This is a genomic window from Helicobacter sp. 11S02596-1 (genome assembly GCF_002272825.1).
Taxonomy (GTDB): Bacteria; Campylobacterota; Campylobacteria; order Campylobacterales; family Helicobacteraceae; genus Helicobacter_J.
In genome coordinates, this window is record NZ_MLAM01000002.1 from 121,082 (window position 1) to 142,861 (window position 21,780).

The 21,780-nt window shown below is 40.9% G+C and carries 22 protein-coding genes; 14 read left to right on the plus strand and 8 right to left on the minus strand.

Annotated elements, in window-relative coordinates:
- Positions 1–10: 10 nt before the first annotated feature.
- The 3 genes from BJI48_RS01945 to BJI48_RS01955 are packed head-to-tail and all read left to right on the plus strand — an operon-like array spanning position 11 to position 2,326.
- Positions 11–784: a pyridoxine 5'-phosphate synthase gene (locus BJI48_RS01945; protein WP_095331297.1), complete on the plus strand. Its 774-nt coding sequence runs from the start codon at positions 11–13 to the stop codon at positions 782–784.
- Positions 781–1,737: a 4-hydroxythreonine-4-phosphate dehydrogenase gene (pdxA, locus tag BJI48_RS01950; RefSeq protein ID WP_095331299.1), complete on the plus strand. Its 957-nt coding sequence runs from the start codon at positions 781–783 to the stop codon at positions 1,735–1,737. Before BJI48_RS01945 ends, pdxA begins: the two co-directional genes overlap by 4 nt.
- A complete protein-coding gene (locus tag BJI48_RS01955; protein ID WP_095331301.1) occupies positions 1,697–2,326 on the plus strand; it encodes a hypothetical protein in 630 nt (209 codons plus the stop codon). The genes pdxA and BJI48_RS01955 overlap by 41 nt, the downstream gene beginning before the upstream one ends.
- A gap of 43 nt (positions 2,327–2,369) precedes the next feature.
- Here the strand turns inward: BJI48_RS01955 and BJI48_RS01960 are convergent, their stop codons facing one another.
- The gene (locus BJI48_RS01960) at positions 2,370–2,822 is read right to left on the minus strand and encodes an acyl-CoA thioesterase (protein WP_095331303.1); all 453 of its coding nucleotides are present in this window, start codon (positions 2,820–2,822) and stop codon (positions 2,370–2,372) included.
- A gap of 111 nt (positions 2,823–2,933) precedes the next feature.
- Between BJI48_RS01960 and galE the strand changes: the two genes are divergently transcribed.
- On the plus strand, positions 2,934–3,968 hold the full coding sequence (gene galE, locus BJI48_RS01965) for a UDP-glucose 4-epimerase GalE (protein ID WP_095331306.1): 1,035 nt from the start codon (positions 2,934–2,936) through the stop codon (positions 3,966–3,968).
- A 20-nt stretch (positions 3,969–3,988) separates the two neighbouring features.
- Here the strand turns inward: galE and ruvC are convergent, their stop codons facing one another.
- Complete coding sequence (ruvC, locus tag BJI48_RS01970; protein ID WP_095331308.1) at positions 3,989–4,492, minus strand: crossover junction endodeoxyribonuclease RuvC; 504 nt, start codon at positions 4,490–4,492, stop codon at positions 3,989–3,991.
- A gap of 95 nt (positions 4,493–4,587) precedes the next feature.
- Here ruvC and dnaA point away from each other — a divergent pair, with 95 nt between their 5' ends.
- From dnaA to BJI48_RS02005, 7 genes are all read left to right on the plus strand, one after another.
- Positions 4,588–5,910, plus strand: coding sequence for a chromosomal replication initiator protein DnaA (gene dnaA, locus BJI48_RS01975; RefSeq protein WP_095331310.1), 1,323 nt, complete (start codon positions 4,588–4,590; stop codon positions 5,908–5,910).
- Between the two features lie 187 nt (positions 5,911–6,097).
- On the plus strand, positions 6,098–7,168 hold the full coding sequence (dnaN, locus tag BJI48_RS01980; RefSeq protein ID WP_095331313.1) for a DNA polymerase III subunit beta: 1,071 nt from the start codon (positions 6,098–6,100) through the stop codon (positions 7,166–7,168).
- Positions 7,169–7,191: 23 nt separating this feature from the next.
- The gene (gyrB, locus tag BJI48_RS01985; RefSeq protein WP_095331315.1) at positions 7,192–9,516 is read left to right on the plus strand and encodes a DNA topoisomerase (ATP-hydrolyzing) subunit B; all 2,325 of its coding nucleotides are present in this window, start codon (positions 7,192–7,194) and stop codon (positions 9,514–9,516) included.
- Between the two features lie 23 nt (positions 9,517–9,539).
- The gene (plsY, locus tag BJI48_RS01990; protein ID WP_095331317.1) at positions 9,540–10,205 is read left to right on the plus strand and encodes a glycerol-3-phosphate 1-O-acyltransferase PlsY; all 666 of its coding nucleotides are present in this window, start codon (positions 9,540–9,542) and stop codon (positions 10,203–10,205) included.
- 3 nt (positions 10,206–10,208) lie between these two features.
- Entirely contained in the window at positions 10,209–10,544 is a 336-nt protein-coding gene (locus BJI48_RS01995) for a dihydroneopterin aldolase (protein WP_095331319.1), read from the plus strand.
- 61 nt (positions 10,545–10,605) lie between these two features.
- Positions 10,606–12,756 (plus strand): TonB-dependent receptor, encoded by a 2,151-nt coding sequence (locus tag BJI48_RS02000; protein ID WP_095331321.1) that lies wholly within the window; start codon positions 10,606–10,608, stop codon positions 12,754–12,756.
- Between the two features lie 43 nt (positions 12,757–12,799).
- A complete protein-coding gene (locus tag BJI48_RS02005) occupies positions 12,800–13,285 on the plus strand; it encodes a heme-binding protein (protein WP_095331323.1) in 486 nt (161 codons plus the stop codon).
- Positions 13,286–14,178: 893 nt separating this feature from the next.
- Here BJI48_RS02005 and BJI48_RS02010 read toward each other — a convergent pair.
- Genes BJI48_RS02010 through BJI48_RS02025 form a run of 4 tightly spaced genes read right to left on the minus strand, consistent with a single transcriptional unit; the run spans position 14,179 to position 16,771 of the window.
- Positions 14,179–14,574: a DCC1-like thiol-disulfide oxidoreductase family protein gene (locus BJI48_RS02010; RefSeq protein ID WP_180763015.1), complete on the minus strand. Its 396-nt coding sequence runs from the start codon at positions 14,572–14,574 to the stop codon at positions 14,179–14,181.
- Positions 14,534–15,706, minus strand: coding sequence for a DUF354 domain-containing protein (locus tag BJI48_RS02015; RefSeq protein ID WP_095331327.1), 1,173 nt, complete (start codon positions 15,704–15,706; stop codon positions 14,534–14,536). The genes BJI48_RS02010 and BJI48_RS02015 overlap by 41 nt, the downstream gene beginning before the upstream one ends.
- Entirely contained in the window at positions 15,703–15,906 is a 204-nt protein-coding gene (locus tag BJI48_RS02020; protein WP_095331329.1) for a hypothetical protein, read from the minus strand. The genes BJI48_RS02015 and BJI48_RS02020 overlap by 4 nt, the downstream gene beginning before the upstream one ends.
- A gap of 10 nt (positions 15,907–15,916) precedes the next feature.
- Positions 15,917–16,771, minus strand: coding sequence for a class 1 fructose-bisphosphatase (locus BJI48_RS02025; RefSeq protein WP_095331331.1), 855 nt, complete (start codon positions 16,769–16,771; stop codon positions 15,917–15,919).
- 83 nt (positions 16,772–16,854) lie between these two features.
- Between BJI48_RS02025 and rpe the strand changes: the two genes are divergently transcribed.
- Together rpe and BJI48_RS02035 are read left to right on the plus strand one after the other, a co-directional pair.
- Positions 16,855–17,493 carry a ribulose-phosphate 3-epimerase gene (rpe, locus tag BJI48_RS02030; RefSeq protein WP_095331333.1) on the plus strand — a complete coding sequence of 213 codons (639 nt, stop codon included), beginning with the start codon at positions 16,855–16,857 and terminating at the stop codon, positions 17,491–17,493.
- A gap of 27 nt (positions 17,494–17,520) precedes the next feature.
- Complete coding sequence (locus tag BJI48_RS02035) at positions 17,521–18,339, plus strand: 3'-5' exonuclease (RefSeq protein WP_257874350.1); 819 nt, start codon at positions 17,521–17,523, stop codon at positions 18,337–18,339.
- On the opposite strand, the gene BJI48_RS02040 is transcribed toward BJI48_RS02035, so the two are convergent.
- Both BJI48_RS02040 and BJI48_RS02045 read right to left on the minus strand, forming a co-directional pair.
- Positions 18,306–18,827, minus strand: a complete 522-nt coding sequence (locus BJI48_RS02040; protein WP_095331335.1) for an FkbM family methyltransferase — start codon at positions 18,825–18,827, stop codon at positions 18,306–18,308. The two genes, BJI48_RS02035 and BJI48_RS02040, sit on opposite strands and share 34 nt — an antisense overlap.
- A gap of 10 nt (positions 18,828–18,837) precedes the next feature.
- On the minus strand, positions 18,838–19,134 hold the full coding sequence (locus tag BJI48_RS02045) for a hypothetical protein (protein ID WP_095331337.1): 297 nt from the start codon (positions 19,132–19,134) through the stop codon (positions 18,838–18,840).
- A gap of 117 nt (positions 19,135–19,251) precedes the next feature.
- Here BJI48_RS02045 and BJI48_RS02050 point away from each other — a divergent pair, with 117 nt between their 5' ends.
- A complete protein-coding gene (locus BJI48_RS02050; protein WP_180763017.1) occupies positions 19,252–21,774 on the plus strand; it encodes an autotransporter outer membrane beta-barrel domain-containing protein in 2,523 nt (840 codons plus the stop codon).
- Positions 21,775–21,780 lie beyond the last annotated feature (6 nt).

A 21,780-nucleotide genomic window follows, 5' to 3' on the forward strand; every position in this document is an offset into this window, starting at 1 on the left:
GAGGCATTTGATGAATTTGGGATTAAATATTGATCACATTGCGACCTTGAGGGAAGCGAGAAAAATCAACGAGCCTGACCCCCTAGAGGCGGTGTTTGTCGCCAAAAATGCCGGCGTTTCTCAAATCACGATCCATTTGCGTGAGGATAGGCGACATATCCACGATGATGATGTGAGGGCTATCATCAATGCTTCTGTCCTGCCTGTGAATGTCGAATGTGCCTGCGATGAGGGGATTGTCGAATTTTTGTGCGAACAAAAACCCCACAAAATCACCCTTGTGCCTGAAAAGCGAGAAGAAATCACCACAGAGGGCGGACTAAACCTCACGCAAAACAACCTCAAAGAAATCATCAAAGAATTTCAAAAGTGCGATATTCAAACCGCCCTTTTTATCGATCCCAAAAAAGACACGATAAAGCGAGCAAAAGCACTCGGTGCTACTGGCGTGGAACTCCATACCGGAGAATATGCCAACGTGCATTTAATGCTTTACTCCAATCTTTCTAGGCACAAAAATGCCATCAAAAGTCTGGATTTAACTCGGGATACTTTGTCCCAAAAGCTTCAAATGACACTTTCTGAAATCACGACGTGTGCGAGCCTAGCAGAAGAACTGGGGTTGGGCGTTTTTGCCGGTCACGGGCTAAACTACCAAAATGCTAGTGCTATCGCTAAAATTAAATCCATCACCGAACTCAATATCGGGCATAGTATCATCGCTCGGGCGGTATTTACTGGACTTGAAAGAGCAATCAAAGATATGTTAGAACTTATAAAATGAAAAAAATCGCTATCTCCATCGGGGATATTAACGGCGTAGGTCCCCAGCTCGCCCTATCCCAGCACGAAACGATCAAAAACCTATGCGAGCCTATTTATTGCGCTCACCCGCAATTACTCCAAAATGCCTGCGAATTATTGGGGATAGTAATGCCAAACGATATGGTATTTGTCCTGCCAAATGCCCCCGTGCCTCCGATTCGTGCGGGTGAAATCTGCCCTGAAAGTGGCAGGTATAGCTATAAAAGCTTTTTGCAAGCCTGCACGCTCGCAGACAAAGGGGAAGTTGCAGGCATTTGCACGCTCCCTATCCACAAAAAAGCCTGGCAACTTGGCGGGATTACAGCAATCGGGCATACGGAGGTTTTGGCAAATCGCTACGAGAAAAAAGCGATAATGATGCTTGGGTGCAAAGAAATGTTTGTGGCACTTTTTAGCGATCATATCGCACTAAAAAATGTGAATGCGACCATCAAATTCAAACCATTATGTGATTTTTTGATTCAATTTTATCAATGTGTAAAAATGAAAAAAGCGCTCGTTCTAGGTCTCAACCCGCATTGCGGCGATGGCGGGCTCATCGGTGATGAAGACACTATCATTGCCCAAGCTATCATTGAGGCAAACAAACAACTCGGTGGCGAGATTTTCATCGGACCTATCCCCCCGGACACGGCTTTTAGTCCGCAAAATAGGCAGGAATACCGATTTTTTATCAGTATGTATCACGATGTGGGGTTAGCCCCACTCAAAGCGCTTTATTTTTACGAAAGCATAAACATAACGCTAAACATTCCGATATTAAGAACATCTGTAGATCACGGCGTAGCTTTTAACATAGCTTACAAAACCCAGCCAAATCCTCAAAGCTATCTCAATGCGATCGATTTGGCTGCACAATATGGAAGCGTTGATGAAAAAAACCAAACTCAATACCCTAAAGATAAAGTCTGATGAACAAAAAGCTTATATCCAAGAGCTTGAAAGTCGTCTCAATCTCAAAACCGCAGAAATTATTGACAGCAAAAATATCCTGGCAAAAACACACAAACAAATAGCAAAGCTCAACCAAGAACTCGATGATGTTTTGAATTTTATCCTAATGCTTGAAAAAGAAAAGCTTGATAGCAAAGCCGGCGGGGTTTTGGGATTACAAAAATATATGCAGACAATTATCATCACCGAAGATAAACAATTGTTATTTGGTCTCAATATCGATAAAAAATTCATTCAAAACCGCAGTATCCCCACTATCAAATATTATCTCTATACATTTGATTGCTTCACCCGAGAAGAACACCAGCTCAATCATCTAAAAATTGCACAAAAAAAAGATTTTGCCTTGATTGTTGAAACGCTCATTGATTACATCGCATTATCTTTCAAAAACAAAAATCTTCTCATCAAGGGTATCATCGAAATTGCCCCCAATGAAAGTCTTTTTCTCAATAAATCACAAAATCTAGCGATAAAATTTTATGGCAATCACAGCATTGATGAGGAAGTGCAAAATTTTATTGCCCTTTATAGCCAAAAAAACTAGCATATACCATCTGCCTAAAATCTAGCCAAATTTACTGCCAAATTTATTTGGCAAGTCGGGCTTCTCTCCTTTGGATCGCCCGCTCATACCGGCGTTTTTCTGCAGGCGTTTTTGGCACTAGTTGGGGAATGGGAATGGTTTTGCCATTTTCAACTGCCACCATCGTGAAATAGCAACTATTGCAATGCGTAACGTATTTGTCCTTGATATTTTCGCTAATGACCTTAATACCCACCTCACAGCTCGTCCGACCCGTATAATTCACGCTCGCCAAAAAGGTAATCATCGAACCAATCGGGATGGGGTGCTTGAAAATCACGCTATCAACACTAAGGGTTACCACGCCAACACCACAATATCGTGTCGCACAAGCATAGGCGACTTGATCGAGCATTTTGAGGAGCTCACCCCCGTGCATTACACCACTAAAATTCGACATACTCGGTGTTACAAGAACCGACATCGTGAGCGATTTGGTATCAAATACATCTTCCATAGGCAATCCTTTTGAAATAAAATGATTTTTTAATAAAAAAAATTATAGCCAATTTAGAATCTCGAACTTAGCTATAATTTGAAACTTTATCTAGACTTTCAAGGAATAGCAATGCGACTTTTATTAACAGGTGGGGCGGGATACATCGGCTCACATACAGCGTTGGAGTTTTTGGAAAATACCGATGTATCGCTGACTATCATCGACAATCTTAGCACGGGTTTTTTGGAAAATATCCAATATTTAAAAAACAGATTTCCCGATCGGATCAATTTTGCCCGAGTAGATCTATCTGATAGGAGCGCCTTAGAAGCGTTACTAGAAAAAACCCATTTTGATGGGGTTTTGCATTTTGGGGCATCCTTGATCGTGAATGAATCCGTCTCCAACCCGCTTTTATACTACAGCAACAACACGCTAAATACCACCGCTTTGATCCAAGCTTGTATCACACATAAAATAAAAAATTTTATTTTTTCATCCACCGCTGCGGTATATGGAGAGCCTGATTCACGCTACATTCCCGTGCAAGAAAATACGCCACTCGCACCGATTAATCCCTATGGGGCTTCCAAAATGATGAGCGAGCAAATCCTTAAAGATTCTAGCCTCGCTTATGATTTTAATTTCATCGCTTTGCGGTATTTTAATGTGGCGGGTGCAAATATACATAATGCTTACGATGATAATAACGGCACAAAAGATGGCTTGGGGCAACGGAGCAAAAATGCGACCCATCTCATCAAAGTCGCGTGCGAATGTGCGGTAGGCAAGCGAGAAAAAATGGCGATTTTTGGTGATGATTATCCCACCGATGATGGGACGTGTATTCGGGATTATATCCATATCAATGACTTGGCAAATGCCCACCTACAGGCGTGGGAATATCTGATGAGTGAGAAAAAATCCGATATTTTTAATGTCGGCTATGCCCAAGGATATAGCGTCAAGGAAGTCATTAGCACACTCAAAGAAGTTTCTGGTGTGGATTTCAAAGTAGAAATACTCCCTAGAAGAGCAGGCGATCCCGCAAAGCTCATCGCAAACAACCAAAAAATCCTCTCAATGACACAATGGAAGCCAAAATATAACAACCTCAAAACTATTGTCGCTAGTGCCTACGAATGGGAAAAATACCTGCTTTAGGCGATTTGTTTCTGCCTTGCTTAGGGATTCTCGGGCTTTTTGTCGGATTTTTTGCCTGTTTTGATACGCTGGGAATGTGTGATGGCAATTGCGATCGCATCAGTAATATCAAGCGGTTTTATCTCGCCTTTGATACCTAATATCCTTTTGACCATAAACGCCACTTGATTTTTTCCTGCCTTGCCATTGCCTGTCAATGCCTTTTTGACCTGCAAGGGGGTGTATTCAGCAAAATTGCCTAATTCTTGCAAAATCTTGAGGCTCAAAGCCCCACGGAATTGAGCGAGTTTGATGACTGATTTTGGATTGTAAGCATAAAACATATCTTCAATGGCGACCTCATCGATACGATGGGACTTTAACACCAAATCAATCCCCTCGACAAATTCCAAGATTTGATGTTGCAATACCCGCTCTTTCATCTTGATAAAGCCCGCTTCTAACAGAGAGATTTTGCCCGATTCCAGATGGACAATCGCATACCCGCAATGCCTACTCCCCGGATCAATACCTAAAATATTCACGTCAATTTGCTTCCATTTTATTTATTTCACACGTTTTTTTCACTATTATTCACCAAACTTTTCACAATTGTGAAAACATTACAAATGGAGAAAAAATGTCGGGAAATGATATATTAAAACAGCTTAAAGATGAAATCACCCCCTATGAATATAACACCTATATTTCCAGAATGAAATACGATGAAAACGCCTCTAAATCGGATTTGGCAGTCTTTGTTGTCCCCAATATCTATATCGCGAATTGGGTAAAGACAAGGTATAGCGATAAGATCATCCATCTTTTTGAAATTTATCAAAAAATTAAGCCGGAAATAAGCATTATTGTGGAATCACAAAAAAGAGATGTGAAAAGTTCAAAAAACCCCGCATCCAAACTCCAAACCCAAGCGATTCTAAATCCCTCTTATACATTTGATACCTTTGTCATTGGAGAATCCAATCGCCTGTGTTATGAGATTGCCCAACAAATTTCACAAAAACAAGCCAAAATTTATAATCCCGTGCTTATCTATGGAGGCACCGGGCTTGGCAAGACCCATATCCTCAATGCGATTGGCAATAGCGTTTTGGAAAAAAACAAAGTCGTTATCTACGTAACAGCCGAACAATTTCTCAATGATTTTACCACCCGCCTAAAAAACAATACAATGGATCGATTCCGAGATAAATACCGCAATTGTGATTATCTCCTCATCGATGATGTGCAATTTTTTGGGGGCAAAGAGCTTGTGCAACAAGAATTTTTTCACACATTCAACGAGCTTCATAGCAATAACAAACAAATCGTGATGACAAGTGATAAATCCCCCAAACAAATTTTAGGGCTAGAAGAACGCCTCAAATCACGTTTTGAATGGGGGATGACTGCAGATATCCAACCCCCAGAATTGGAAACAAAAATCGCTATCATCATTCAAAAATGCCAGCTCAATCAAATCAAAATCGACCGAGAAATTATTAATTATATCGCCTCAAATATCAATGATAATATCCGCCAAATCGAAGGGATCATCCTCAAGCTCAACGCCCAAGCTTCTATCATCGGGCAAGATATCAGCCTCACAATGGCAAAAAATGCCATCAAAGATATCCAAAAAGAAAACCTAGAAAATATCACACTAGAAAATATCATCAAAATCGTTTCAAAAGAGCTCAACATCAAACCCAGCGAAATCAAATCAAAATCCAGAAACAAAACCACCGCTAATGCCAGAAGAATCGTCATCTATCTCGCAAAAACCCTGACACCTAACTCAATGCAAGCCCTCGCACAATTTTTGAATATGAAAGACCACAGCTCAGTAAGCAAAGCGATGAAAATGATCACTACAGAAATCAACGAAAATATCAACATTAAAGCAATGATAGAAGAAATGAAAAACAAAATCCAAAGCGAGCAAAATAATAAAGCATTATAAAACACAAAATTATTAGATATAATATTGAAAACGCTGGGTCAATGTGAAAAAATGTGAAAATAAAACGAAAACTTTTCACATAAAAAAGCTCGTCATTCAAACTATTTTGCAGCACTTTTCACCATTTCACTGAAGCCTACTATGTGTTACTAAAAAATTATTATCCATCATCTAAGGAGATACCAAAATGAAAATCATCGTAGCAAAAAGCAGTCTTGAAATTATCTTGAGAAATTTTCAAGCGTTTTTGGATAAAAAAGATTCTTCCCAAATCACTTCCCATATTTATTTTGGAGTTATTGACAATAAATTACTTCTAAAAGCGACTGATTATGAGATTGGTATCGAATCAAAAATTGATATTTTGAAAAAAGAATCTGATGGTAATGCCACGGTTAATGGGAGAAAAATCCTTGAAATCGTAGGTAGGCTCAAAGATGGGGAAATCATCATAGAAACCGATAATGATTCTATGGTTATCAAACAAGGCAAATCACGATTCAAACTCGGGATGTTTAATGCCTCTGAATTTCCAAGTTTCCCAAATCCTGATGAAAATGCCAAAATCAACATCGATACATCGAAATTTATCCATTCTATTCGAAAAATCAATCCCGCTGTTGAAAATAGCAACCAAAAAATCGAGCTTAGCGGGGCGTTATTAGATATCAAAGAATACACGCTTAATTTTGTAGCTACAGACACCAGACGACTGGCAATTGTCAAACACGATACCCAATCTGTCGAAAATCTCTCGATTATCATCCCAAAAAAAGCTATCAATGAAATTTTGAAACTCTTTTATGATGATTTAGAAATTTTTTACAATCAAACCCAACTCATCATCAAAACGCCTAATTATCTATTTTTTACCAAACTCATCAACGGCAAATACCCTGATTATGAAAAAATCGTCCCCAAAAGCTTCAAAAATGAAATCAAACTCCCCAAAGATAAGATCGTAGAATCCATCAGGCTGATTAATTCACTATCCAACAACATCAAACTCATCATCAGACCCAATGAAATCATATTTGAATCCATCAGTGATGAAAATTCCGAATCAGCCAGCACCCAGATAGAATTTGACACGCAAATCGAATCAGAAGTCATTATCGGAGCAAATTCGAAATACCTCCTTGATTTTCTCTCTCAAATCGAATCTGTAGAATTTAATCTATGTTTAAACGAAATGAACACACCATTCACACTCAAAGATGGGAATTTCTCAACCATCATTATGCCGATTATATTTTAGCCCACAGAACAAATGGAGAGCGTATGGAAGAAAACAAAAAAGAATATGGTGCGAGCAATATAAAAGTCCTCAAAGGGCTTGAAGCAGTCAGAAAACGTCCCGGTATGTATATCGGGGATACGCATACTAATGGCTTGCACCATATGATTTATGAAGTCGTGGATAATTCCATCGATGAAGCGATGGCAGGGCATTGTGATACGATCAAAGTTACGCTTACACAAGAAGGCAGTGCTATCATCGAGGATAACGGCAGGGGTATCCCTGTGGGTATGCATCCAACAGAAAACTTGCCCGCCGCCACGGTGGTTTTGACCGTTCTTCACGCTGGGGGAAAATTTGACAAAGATACTTACAAGGTTTCAGGTGGTTTGCACGGGGTAGGCGTGAGCGTGGTAAATGCGCTCTCTAGTCGCCTCATTATGACGATCAAAAAAAATGGCAATATCTACCGGCAAGAATTTGCCAAAGGTATCCCCCAAACCGAACTTGAAATCATCGGAACTACCAAAGAACACGGCACTACCATCGAATTTTTCCCTGATGGGGAGATTATGGAGATTTTGGAGTTTGATCCTGAGATTTTAAGCAAACGTTTCAAAGAAATGGCGTATCTGAATCAAAATGTTACGATTTGCTTCAAAGAAGAAAAAACCCAGAGAGAAGAAACCTATCATTTTGAAAATGGTTTGCACCAATTTGTAGAAGATATTAACAAAAAACCCCTCGTTTCTCAAATCATCACATTTAATGCTATCGAACAAGAAACGGAAGTCGAAATCGCCTTAGCTTACAATGAAAGCTATGATGAAAAGGTTTTGAGCTTTGTGAATAATATCCGCACGCCCGATGGCGGGACACACGAAGCAGGATTTCGGGCAGGGCTTAGTCGGGCGATTACAAACTATATCGATGCGAATGCAAACGCAAGGGAAAAAGATAATAAAGTAACAGGCGATGATATCCGAGAGGGTTTGATTGCTATTATTTCCACAAAGATTATGGAACCCCAGTTTGAGGGGCAAACCAAAGGAAAATTGGGTAGTTCTTTTGTCAAACCCATCGTGCAAAAACTCACGTATGAAAAGCTTTCAAAGTTTTTTGAAGAAAATCCCAATGATGCTAAAGCGATAATGCAAAAAGCCTTGTTAGCAGCTAGAGGCAGGGAAGCAGCGAAAAAAGCGAGAGAACTCACCCGTAAAAAAGAAAGCTTGTCTGTAGGGACTCTGCCGGGTAAGCTTGCTGATTGCCAGAGCAAAGACCCCCTAGAGTCTGAAATCTATCTGGTCGAGGGCGATAGTGCGGGCGGTTCGGCAAAACAAGGCAGGGATCGGGTTTATCAAGCGATATTACCCTTGAGGGGAAAAATACTTAATGTTGAAAAATCCCGTCTGGATAAAATCCTCAAATCTGAAGAAATAAAAAATATGATCACCGCTTTTGGTTGCGGTGTAGGCGAGGAATTTAACCTCGAAAAACTCCGCTACCATAAAATCATCATTATGACCGATGCGGACGTTGATGGTAGCCATATCCAGACATTATTGATGACATTTTTTTACCGCTATTTAAAGCCTTTGGTTGCAAATGGGCATATCTACATCGCCCAACCCCCGCTTTATCGATTCAAAAAAGGCAAAAAAGAAATTTATCTCAAAGATGAAAAAGCCCTTTCAGAATATCTCATTGAAAATGGGATTGAAAATTTCAAATTTGAAGGCATTGGGACAAAAGAGCTTCTTGAAATTTTGCGATACATTTCGCATTACCGATTCACACTCAAAGAGCTTGAAAAGCGCTATGCGATGATTGAAGTCGTCCGTTTTTTGATAGAACACAAAGAATATATTTCGCTTGGCTTCAAAGAAATGTATGAAAAAATCGAGGGATTTTTAGGCACGATTGAATGCAATATTTTGAGTAAAACCATCCGTGAAGATAAAATTATGCTTTATATCCAGACAAAATCAGGCTTGGTGGAGCTTAGCATCGATGAAAATCTGTTTGTAGATAATTTCTTTGAAGAAGCGTATTTTATTTACAATAAAATCCGTGAGCGAAATTTGGAATTTTTGGCAGGCAAAGATCCAATTGGATTTTTAGAAGATATCGAAGAATCGGCGAAAAAAGGGGCTTATATCCAGAGATATAAGGGCTTAGGCGAGATGAATCCTGAACAACTATGGGAAACCACAATGACACCGCAAAATCGAACGCTACTAAAAGTTACCTTGCCTGATGATCAAAAAGCTGATGAAATTTTCACGTTATTTATGGGTGATGAGGTCGAGCCTAGGAGGGAATATATCCAACTTCACGCCAAAGATGTGCGGCATTTGGATGTCTAAAACAGCCTAAAAAGGATATTTTTATGAATTTATTTTTAGAAGTTATCACAAATATCAATGTTATTTTTTATATTTTAGCTTACTTGGTAGGCGGTATCCCTTTTGGATTGCTTTTGGCTAAGATTTTTTGTGGCGTGGATATTCGCAAGCTAGGTTCTGGAAGCATTGGGGCGACAAATGTTTATCGAGCCCTCAAACAAGATGATGCCAAAAAAGCCAAAAACCTTTCGATATTTACGATTTTTTTAGATGCTATCAAGGGATTAGTCATTGTCCTTTTGGCTAAGATTTTTGGCTTGAGTTATGAGACACAATGGATGATTGCGATTTTGTCTATCTTGGGGCATTGCTATAGCCCGTATTTGAATTTTAGTGGTGGCAAAGGTGTAGCCACAGCGATTGGTTCGGTGATTTTACTCATCCCTGTTGAGGGGATTTTGGGCTTGATTGTTTGGGGCATTGTAGGTAAGGTTTTGAAAGTTTCTTCACTCTCTTCACTTTTGGGTGTTTTGAGCGGGATTGCCCTGACATTTATTATCCCTTATATTTTGCCTTTGCCCGGTAGCTTTTCTATCATATCACAGATCCATACCCATACACCCGTTGTCATCATCGGTATTATCGTTATCTACACCCATATCCCCAATATAATGCGTTTGATTAAAGGCGAAGAAAAAAAGGTCCTTTAAAATTTGCAATCCCTCACCCTTATCATTGAAAATTTTGAGTTGGAAGCCATCATTGGGATTTTGGATTTTGAGCGAAAAATCCCGCAAAAAATCCTCCTTGAGGGGGTATTTACTTATGATTATCACGACAAAGATTTTATCGATTATATCCGGGTTAAAAATCTCATTAAAGAGCTTTTAGAGACCAAACAATATGGTCTCATCGAGGAAGCTTTGTTAGATATTATTAAACATTTAAAACAAAATTTTAACCCCATCACTTCTATTTCTTTAACACTCAAAAAGCCCCAAATTACTAATGATTGTATTGTCGGGGTAAAAGTAAATAAAACTTTTTAAGCTTATTTTTATCATTATATGGTGATAATGACAATTATTTTATTACACCGAAGGAGCAATAATGTTTAAATATAGGCTTATTATGTTGGTTTCATTTTCATTTTTAACATTTATATATGCAAATGATACTCAAAATTACACCCTTGATAAGATCACAGCAACGGGAGAAAAAGAATTCCAGTTTAATAACAAAGATTTTATCAATGGAAAGGATTTAGGTGCGCGTCAGGCCAATCAAATGTCAGATGTGTTTGCTACCCAGCCAGATGTCAATGTCGGCGGTGGCGGGGTAATGGCTCAAAAGATTTATGTGCGGGGTATTGAAGATAGGTTGCTTCGTGTTACCATAGATGGGGCAGCCCAAAATGGCAATGCTTTCCACCACCAAGGCAATACCATCATTGATCCCGGAATGCTCAAAGAAGTCGAGATTACCAAAGGTGCGGCGAATGCCTCTGCAGGTCCGGGCGCTTTGGCTGGAGCGATCACGATGACGACAAAAGATGCCTCTGATTTGCTAGAAAAAGGTCAAAATTTTGGTGCTTCGCTGGCAAGTTCGTTTTATACCAATTATGGTATCCGAGAAAATGTGATGGCTTATGGGCGTGGGAGTCATTTTGATGTTTTGGCGTATTATACCTATCAAAATATCTTTTATTATCGCGATGGCGAACACGCATTCAAGAATCTTTTTCACCCCAAAAGCGAGGATAAAGTCATCGGCTCTCCTTCCCAGCAAAATAATGTGCTCCTCAAAGCCAATGCCTATCTCAATGAAAAAGATAAAATCACTTTTACTTACAATATGACCCGAGATAATGCGACCCGACCTTTCCGTGCCAATGTTACGAATGCTATCGGCGAAGAGGGTTTCAATTTTGCTCAAGAACTTTTTGATCATACCGATCAAAATCATAATGTTTCTTTGCAATACGCCCATCAAGGGGGCAAAAACTTTGGGTCTCCCAAAGTCAAGGTGGATGCTTATGGGAGTGTCCGAAATATCTATCTAACCCCACGTTTTGATACATCTGATGAGGGACCTTTTAAAGATGATGATGAAGGCAGGACACCCAGAAATATATTTTTGAATAACTTTGGTGCTGATCTCAAAATCTCCCACCCGATTGCAGAAGACTATAGCAATACGCTTGATTACGGGCTTAATTACCAAAATATGACCGTGATGGATAAAGCCCAAAAAGAGATTACCAAGGAACAACGAGGCAAAGAAAGTAGCAATATTATCGGGGCTTATGTGCAGGCGAATTATTCCCTTGTAAAATCCTTGACCGTGGGGGCAGGAACCCGTTATGATGTTTATACGTATTTTGACAAAAATTCCCAAAACCACGTAACGCAAGGTTTTAGTCCGAGTGTGGCGGTTTTGTATGAGCCTATCGATAGTATTGATATGAAGCTTTCTTATGCTTATGTTACCCGTGGGGCATTGCCTGGGGATGCCTTGTTGATTCAAGATGATGAGGTTACTATTGATCCAAAACTAAAATCTGAAAAAGGGCAAAATGTCGAATTTGATATGGATTTTACCCAAGAATATTTTAGTCTCCGAGGCGCGGTATTTTATCAGGTTATCGGTGATTTTATCAATAGCTATGGGCATCCTATTACTGAAGATCAAAAAGCAGCAGCAGCCTCTAAAGGTTCTAATGGTGAGGATAGAGGTTTTAGACAAAATCTAAAAGATAAAATCAATATCTATGGTTATGAGCTGGGAGCGAGCTTTAATTATGAAAATTTTGTGGCGACATTGGGGTTTGCGAGGAGTTATCCGACTGTGCGGGGCAAACTCATCAACGATACTTACGAGCTAGGCGCTACCACAGGGTTTAATTATACCTTGCGATTGAGCTATACATTCCCTAGCATTGGGCTGGATCTTTCTTGGTTGAGCCGTTTTGTCCAAACGCTTGATTATGAGGGCTATGATATTTATAATGCAGAATTTTATCACACCCATAAGCCCGGCTATGGCGTGCATAATATCTATGTGAATTACACACCGCCCAAAATCAAGGGATTGCGATTTTCGATTGTGTTGAATAATATTTTTAACAAAGATTATATTGATCAAACCTCGCCTATCAAAGTCGAAGCTGATGGTAAGGGCAATGATGTTGCCAATGCGGTGAGAAAAGCCTTAGCACAGCCCGGATTTGATGGGCGGTTTGAGATTTCTTATAAATTTTAGATAAGATAGATTTGAGGGGGCAATTTAAATTAAGGATTTAACAATGCGATATAAATATTTGTTGGTAGTGCTTTGTTTGAGTAGTTTTGTCAGCTTGCAAGCACTGCCTAAAGAGCCTGTTTTGACTACAGATGTTGCTCTCAAGATCGCCCAAAATGCTCTCAAACAATGTCGGAGCGATGGTTATAGTGTTGCGGTTAGCATTTTGAATGCTTCAGGCTTGGAACTTGTTAGTTTGCGAGATGAAAAGGCGGGGCCTCACACCCTGAAAGGTACCTACAACAAGGCCTACACCTCTTTGTCGATGAAAAATTCCACAGGCGTGCTTGCTCAAAGAGTTGCGGAGAATAAACTACCAGCTATGGCAGTGCATTTGGATAAGAGACTTGTGTTTATGCAAGGTGGCTTGCCTATCAAGGTTGGCAATGATGTGATTGGTGCGATTGGCGTTGGTGGTGCCCCACAAGGTGCATTTGATGAAAAATGCGCCCAAGTGGGTATCCAAAGCGCTCAAAAAGATTTGAAATAAAAGGTTTGTCATTATGTTCTATTCGGTTTGCTTTGCAAACCTGAAGACCGCTATGCAAGGCAAAGCCTCGCTTCGCTCCTAAAGTAACCATCTCATACCCAAAGCTTTGCTTTGTGTATTCGAGATAAATTTCTAAGGTATGTCATTATGTTTTACTCAATTCGCCTTTTAAGGCGAATCTGAAGACCACTGCGGGCAGGAGAATTAAGGTTTGGGCGTATTGCTATGCTCCTCTTAGTCGCACATCGCAATCGCCGTGCGGAGCTACCAAAGACAAGCAGTTGGCTTTGACTTAACGCTCCTCCTCTTTTCGGCAGGACATTTAAACGATGGGAGGGGAAGTCGCTTGCTTGTGTCCTTTAGGAACGTAGGGCGATTCACTCGCCCGAAGTGGTCTTCAGATTCAGTTTTAAATTGAATCGAGTAAAAAATAATAAAACAAATTCGGCGGTTGCACTACAACAACCAAGTTTGCGATTTTTCACAGCACACAAGCAACCACAAGAAAGCAGTTCAAGATTCTAAACCTTAGATGGCTTTTAAATCCTATCTGCTAACAAACCCAGCCCGCTACGCTTTTTCACCTCACCTGCTAAGGGGGCGTGCAGGGGGAGGTGGGGTTAAGGGGGAAACGGGGGGCGCTTCGCAAGTCAGCCCCCCATTCCCCCTTCTAGCTAGTATGAGAAATAATCATTAGCGATATTTCTATGGAAAAAAATTGTTATCTAAGTGATTCACAAGCGAATCTGAAGACCACTCCAACAAGCAAAGCCTGTTTTCGTTCCTAAAGGATAGGGTTATAGTCAAGCTAACGCAAGGCTATCAACTTGGGGCGGGCGGGTCAAAACTAGAGGCTGTGCGTTGGAGATAGATTTCTAAGGTTTTCATTATGCTTATTCAATATGGGTTTTTTTGCCAAGAATTTTGAGCAAGAGCCATCGCAATCCTTTCAAAATCGGATATACCCATCTCACAAGCGGTTTGGAAATAAAAACCCTATAGAGCCAACTTGTATTATTATCGAGGTTTTGCAGATATAGCAATGCCCTTTCTCCCTGCAAAACCCCGCCATTTTCTGTGAGTAGGACCATCCCATCATTGATATTGATGTGGTTATTTTGGCAGATATTTTTGAGTTCAGGGGAAGTTCTGGCATCTTTTAGGAATAAGCGGTGGGTTTTTTTGATTTTCAAAAATAACGTATATTGTTTGCAAATCGGGCATTCCCCATCATAATACAACGTGAGTTCAGGCATAAAATCTTGCTTGGATGGTTTGAAAAATTTCATCAAAATCGGCATTTTTGGGTTCAAAAAGTTTTTTCGCTCGGGCTTTTGCGTGATTTTTCATCTCTATTTTCGTTCCCATTTTTTCTCCCGCTTTTATTTTAGCCTGCGACCCTATTTTTGCACCCCTATTTTTGGTTTGAGTATCCAAAAGGGTATCCAAAATATCACGCACCACCTCACAAACCTCCCAAGCCGTTTTGCAATGCGACATCAAGGCGTTGTCTAAAAGGTATCTATCGTGAAAGAGGAATAATGAGCGTGTCGAAATCGTTGGTATCCCCAGATAGCAAGCCTCCAGATTCATCGTCCCACCGCCCCCGATAAGCACATCGATAAAGGGATAAAATTCATTGGGTGCGAGCTTTTCTTCGAGAATAAATACATTTTTGAGTTTTCCAAAATCTTTTTTCAGTCCCGAGCTATCATAACGGGGCATTACAACGAGATTCGCTTGTATTTTTGCACTCAATTGGGTAATGCTTTCATAGATAATGGGCAATTTTTCTTTGACATAATGGGCTTTGTATTCTTCCTCACGGATGAGTATTGTGGGCTTGTCTTTGGGGATATGGTAGGTTTCTCTAAAATCTCGCCCCGGCGCTAGGTCTTTGAGCCATAATGCCACATCGATAAAATCATAAGCGATGATATTTTCTTTGGCGATTCCTAGTGCGTGATAGCAAACCTCAGGCACGATGAATGGGCGAAATATAAGCGAGCTTAGGGGCAAGGTGAGGCGAGAAAGCAAGGTGATATTTTCTATAGAAAAACTATCGCTTTTTATGGGCGTGTCGCTAAACTGCACGATGGGAATGCCTAGCGCGTAGGCAGTTTGTGTGCCATCAGCACTTGCTCCGGTGATAAAAAGCTTAGGCGTGCCGATTTTTTTAAAAAGTTTCAAAAAGTTTTTTTGCCTATTGAGGCGGGCTTCAAATTTCCCTGCCAAGCTTGCCCCGCCATAGCCCCCCACGTGGATAGCTTCTATCCCAAAAAGCGCTAAAAGCTTGGCGCATTCATCATAATCCTTGCTTTTTCTTGTCGTGATAAGGACCTCATCTAGCAAGCCCAACTTGGGGATAAGGTTTCTAAAAAATAGCACATATTTGGGGTCGATGATATCAAGCCATATCAAAATTCAAAATCCCCGCTTTGCCCCTTATTCATACTTTCATACACGGCTTTGACATAATCTTTTCTAATCTGACAATCAAATATTTTTTCGCATTTCAAACAACTTCTCACAGCACTTTCTTGCTGGCAGGTTTGCAGTATGGATAGCTTTTCTTCAAGCTTATTTTGCCAAATATCTTGCGGGATTTGTGCTTCACTCATAGTTTTTCACTCATAAATTTTGGTTTGCATAGGTTTTTCTGACTTGTTCTATCTCGGTTTTAGAGCCAAAAAAACACGGCGTGCTTTCGTGGAGATTGTCGATTGGGAGCTCTAGCAAGCGGGTTTTGCCATCGATGGCCTCGCCACCAGCTTTTTCATAAATCAAAGCAAAGGGAAACACCTCAAAAAGCTTGCGTAATTTGCCATTGGGCGATTCTGTTGTGCCTGGGTAGCTGAATAATCCCCCGCCTTTGATAAGGATTTGGTGCAAGTCTGGGACCATCCCGCCAGAATAACGCAAGCGATAACCCGCCATAAACAACGATTCGATAAGGTTTTTATGTTCAGGTTTCCAGTATTTTTGCGTGCCTCCGGGGGCATTGATTTTGCCTTGGGCTTTGAGTGTGGGCGGGGTTTTTTCTTCCCAGCCATTTTTGCCGTGGATAAAATATTCTAAAGAATCCGAAGCAGTGCTTGCAAGCACCATCTCCAAGCGAGGTCCATAGATGATATACGCACTCCCGACCAAATATTTGGCTTGAAATTCTTTTTGATAAATGCCAAAGATAGACCCCACGCTGAGGTTAGAATCGATAATCGAAGAGCCATCTAGGGGGTCATAAGCAACCAAATACGAGCCACTATCTTTGAAAATCGCTTCAGGTTTTTCTTCGCTACAAATCCCCCTAACGCATTCTAACCCCAAGAGAGCGTTTTCGATGATATTATCGGCTTGCACATCGATACCTAGCTGGGTATCCCCGCTGGTGTTTGTGGTTTCCAGATAGCTTGCCTGCGTGGTTTTGATGAGTTCTTGGATTTGGAGCGCGCATTTTTGCAATGTAGGGATAAAATCTTTTGGCATTTTTACTCCGAAATTTTTTGGTTAAATTATATCTTATTGGGTTTGTGATATTCTTTAACATTCAATTTTTCAAGAGGGTTTTTATGCTGGTTGCCCCAAGTATTTTGTCTGCGGATTTTTTAGATCTGGGTTCTGAGGTGCGCTCCATCTGTGAGGCGGGTTGTGATTATGTGCATATCGACGTGATGGATGGGCATTTTGTGCCTAATCTTACTATTGGCCCTGTCGTCGTTGATAAGGTCGCCAAAATCGCTTCTAAGCCTTTGGATATTCATTTGATGGTTGAAAATGCGACATTTTTTGTGGATCTTTTTGCCCCCTGTAAGCCTGAATTTATCAGTGTGCATATCGAAGAAGAAAAGCATTTACACCGCTTGATTAATCATATCAGAAATCTTGGCATCCGCCCGAGCGTGGTTTTGAACCCCCATACAAGCGAGGAATCCCTCAAATACATTCTCCCCGATGTGGATATGGTTTTGTTAATGAGTGTCAATCCGGGCTTTGGCGGGCAACGATTTATCCCAAACACCATAGAAAAAATCCAAAATCTCAAAAATCATATCGCCACTAAAAATCCCCATTGCCTTATCGAGGTCGATGGGGGCGTGAGTGATAAAAATATCGATTTGCTAAAAAATGCCGGTGCAGACATCGTGGTAGCGGGTAGTTATGTTTTTGGTAGCCCTGATTATGCCAAGGCGATCGCTTCATTGCGATGAGGTGATTTTGGTGAGAAAATATTAGCGATGATTCCTGCACTCCATAATCTTTATAATCTCCTCAAGACTGCCCCGATGAAAACGGCAGATTTTTGCGATCGTTTGCAAAATACCATCGGCACGGATTCGGGCTTAGGATTTGGGGTTGGCGATGATTGTGGGACCACGCTGGAGTTATTGAAGGCTTGTGGCTTCCCGTTGGGGCAAGAAGCGGACAATGTATTTTTGAGCACCACAACCACGCTTTGGAGAGAGCAGGCATTTTGTTTTGTCGATATTGAGACAACAGGCTCAAAGCCTGAGGATTCTTCGATTATCGAGATTGGGGCGGCGAAATATCAGGGTGGGGAGATTGTGGGGAAATTTGAAAGTTTTGTTTATGCTAGCGAGATTCCAGAAAAGATTACCGAACTCACCGGCATTGCCACGCAAGATATTCAAGACGCCCCTAAAAGCGTGAAAGTCTTAGCAAGATTTAAAGAATTTTTAGGGGATAGCGTTTTTGTCGCCCATAATGTGAATTTTGACTATAGTTTTATCAGCCATCATATGGACGCTATCGGGCTTTATGGGCTAGGTAATCCTAGAATCTGCACGATTGATTTGGCACGTAAAAGTATCCTCTCACCAAGGTATTCATTGGGATTTTTAAACACCTTTTTGGGGATCAATACGCCGGTTTTGCACCGCGCTTATGCCGATGCGTTGAGTGCTTTGAAAGTATTTGAGATTTGTTTGTATGCCCTCCCATTTTGGGTAACTAGCACGCAGGATTTGATTGATTTTTCCAAAGGCAAATCCAAAAAACCCGCTCATATCCAATCAAGAAATACATTCTCAATCTGATGGGCGCTAAGCTGGTCTTTGAGTTTTTTGAGTTTTTCATCACCATCTTTGAAAAAACTTTCGTGTGTCTCACAAACGATATAGGTGATTTTTTCATAGAGCTTTTTGGCGATGATTTTGTCCATAATCTCAAATTCTGCGCCCTCAATATCCATTTTTAGAAGATAAATGCTTTCAGATTCTTTCAAAACGTCTTCGATATAGGTTGTCAAATCAATGACACTAACTTCATAGCTTTCGCCATAATAATCGTAGTTATCCCCGCTTTCAGAGATACGATTGATTTGGGAAACGCTACTATTTAATAAAAATCGTGTTGTGGTGTTTTTGTCCGATACGGCGACATTGTTGATGGTAACATCGGGATTGTTTTGGTATTTGTTTTGCAAGATGACATTCAAAATGATATTGGGTTCAAAACAATGCACCCTACCCCCGCAATGGAGTATCAAATCGCTGATAAGTCCGGTATGTGCGCCACAATCAATGCAGACGGGTTTATGCCCCCCCCCCCATTTGTTTTTTGCTTGATAGCACTAAAAGGTTATAAAAAATATCACAATATTCCCTAGGCACGTGGGCATTGTGGAGTTTTAGCTCCAAACCACCCAAGCCGTTGGGATCAGCGATAGCATTTTCGATGAGGTAGAGATGGGATGTTCGGGTGAAATCAAAAAATTTTTTTAGATTTGATGGGAATTGCAACACCCGTGTGGAAAATAGGATTTGATTCTTCGCCCCTTTGCGTTTTTGGATTTTGCGTTTGAGATATTGGAAGAACGTTTCTTTCTGCATATTTTGCCTTTGATGAGAATTTTAATATTTATTATAGCATTTGAAATGGTTTTAAAAAACTTACTTCGCATAAGATGATATAATCTAACAAAAATGTTTATTTTTTTATGGAAAAAAATGAAACTTTACATAAAAACTATTATTATATTGTTGTATATACAAATCAGCGGGGCAGTCGATACGCCCCCTATGCTTAATAATTATCCTATTGATACAAATCTTGATTTTTCTATTAATTTCACAGAGAAACAAATCATTTCGAGCGATACCCATCAAATCACCATCGGTCCGGGTGTAACGCTAAATACCCATATCAAGGTTACAGCCAATGAATGGAAATCCGATGCTGCAGGTATTTTTAAAGCTACTGGAAAGACAGATTATCTTTTTGGCGGTGGGGCTAATAGCACGTGGAATATTTTCTGGGATTTTTCGACCGCCAAGCCCGCAGAACCGGATAAGAACCAAGCCATATTTATGTCTCGGAAATCTGGCACAACTGATGGGGCGCATATCATTTTTGATACCAATACGATTTTTAATGTCGCTGATAATAGCAATCTCGCCCGTGGGGTGTTTAATGCCAATGGTTCTGCTAGCAATGGACCAAACACGGGGGGCATTTTTGATTTCCGCCAAAACCTCATCGTCAATGTCAGCAACGCTAGGGCGCAAGAATCCCATACGGGTGATTGGCTTCGGGCGATTTTCAAGATGGAAAATCACGCCGCTATTTATGTGAATTATGACCCCGATACGGGCACTACACGCAACCCCAACAATATTATCCAGCTTCAAGGTGATATTGATCTTGATGAGAAGTATGCCACAAAGGGGATGGGATCAGATTCCAATGTTTATATGAATCTTACCAATCCAGAGAGCTTTTTTATCGGGCGGACGGCGATGGGGTATATGGTGCTTAACCTGACGTTAGAAAATGGCGGGAAATACTTTCTCACAGGAAGCACCGATGTAAAAACCTTGTCTTTTTCAAATCCGGCTTTTGATCCCAGCAAGCCCTTTGATGTGGGTGATTTGGCAGGTATTTCTTATGTGGATTTTTCTAAATACGCTTCTTCCAACACACCCGGACCTTATTGTTTGAGCGGGTGCGCTCGGTCTGATGAGGCTTATGCCCCGCGCATACTCAAGGTAAATCGAATTGATGGGAATGGCGGGTTATTTTTGTTGAGTGCTGATCCGCAAAATGGCATATCTGACAGGATTGAGGTTAATAATTTAGAGGGCGTGCATTATATTTATTTGGATACATATTCCCCGCTCAAAGATAGCCCGAAAATGGTTGTCGCCAATGCCCAAAATGTTGCAGCGGGTGCGGGCTTTGAGGGGACGATTACCCGATTTGGGCTTTATGATTATTTGCCGACTTTTGACACCGCTCCTGGTGCTACAGGTGGGACGGATTTTATCGTAGGTGCAGCAAAGACGATGACCCCAAGCGATGTGAGCAAAGATCTTTTTGGCGTGTTTTCAATCCCTTATTTGCTCTTTCGTCTAGGGAGCGATAGCTTGCATTCTCGAATCGAAGATCTTTTTAACCCGCTTACGATAATGGGGGCTTGGGCGAAGATTAATGCGGGCGGGATTTATGCAAATAATTTTGCCACAGGCAGCAAGACCTTTCAAAATCCTTTTACCAATGTCCAGATCGGCTATGATGGGGCAAGCCTTTATGCAGAAGATCGATTTTTTTATGGCGGGACGCTCGAATACACCAAGCTCCGCACCGGAGATAAGCAACTAGTCGGCTATGATGGGAATGTCAATAGCTTTGGATTTGGGGCGTATGGCGGGCTTGTGGATAAAAAAGGCTTGGTTGTGGATGTGAGTGCGAAATACATCTATGGCGCTATCCATCAAGACATCTATCGAGCAGGCGCTCAAGGGAGGTATGGCGGGCATATTTTTTTACTCAATACGCGATTTGGTTATAACTTTTATCCTCTCCTAAAGACCCGATACACCACCCGTGAGAGCTGTGTTGGTGGGAAATTTTGTCGGAATGTTTCAGGCAGTGCGCAAGTTCGTGATGATAGCCTGTATATCCAGCCTTATATCTCGTTTATCCCTGCGATGATGTTTAGCAGTGATTTGGCATTTAGGGATATGAGTAACGCCCATATTCGGGGGCATTTGGATTTTACGCCCGCATTTATTGGCAAAATCGGTGTGTTGGGTGTGAAAAATTATGATCTCGGAGGTTCTAATATCAATGCTAAAGCCTCGATAGAATATAGCCAAGACCTTACAAGCGGGGGCAAGGCAACATTGGTTGATGATGTGAATATCCCCTTAGAACATAGAGTTATCAGCCCCACAGATCATCGTGTGGGGCTTGGCATTGGCGGGGATTGGGTATTTTTGAATGACACACTCAAACTCAGCGGGGAATTTAAAACCGAGTTTTTTGGGCATATCAATACTTACTGGTTGTTTTCGTTTGGTTTGCGCTATAAATTTGGTGAATATGTCCCCAAAGCACGGAGATTTTCAAAAGAAAAACCCGATGTGATGACCCCGCAACGCTTCAAACAAAGAAATCCTTATAAGCCCTATCAGCCCAGATATTCCCCGCCAAAAACATTCCACGATAAAAATCACTTTGCTCCTTATTGAGTTGTG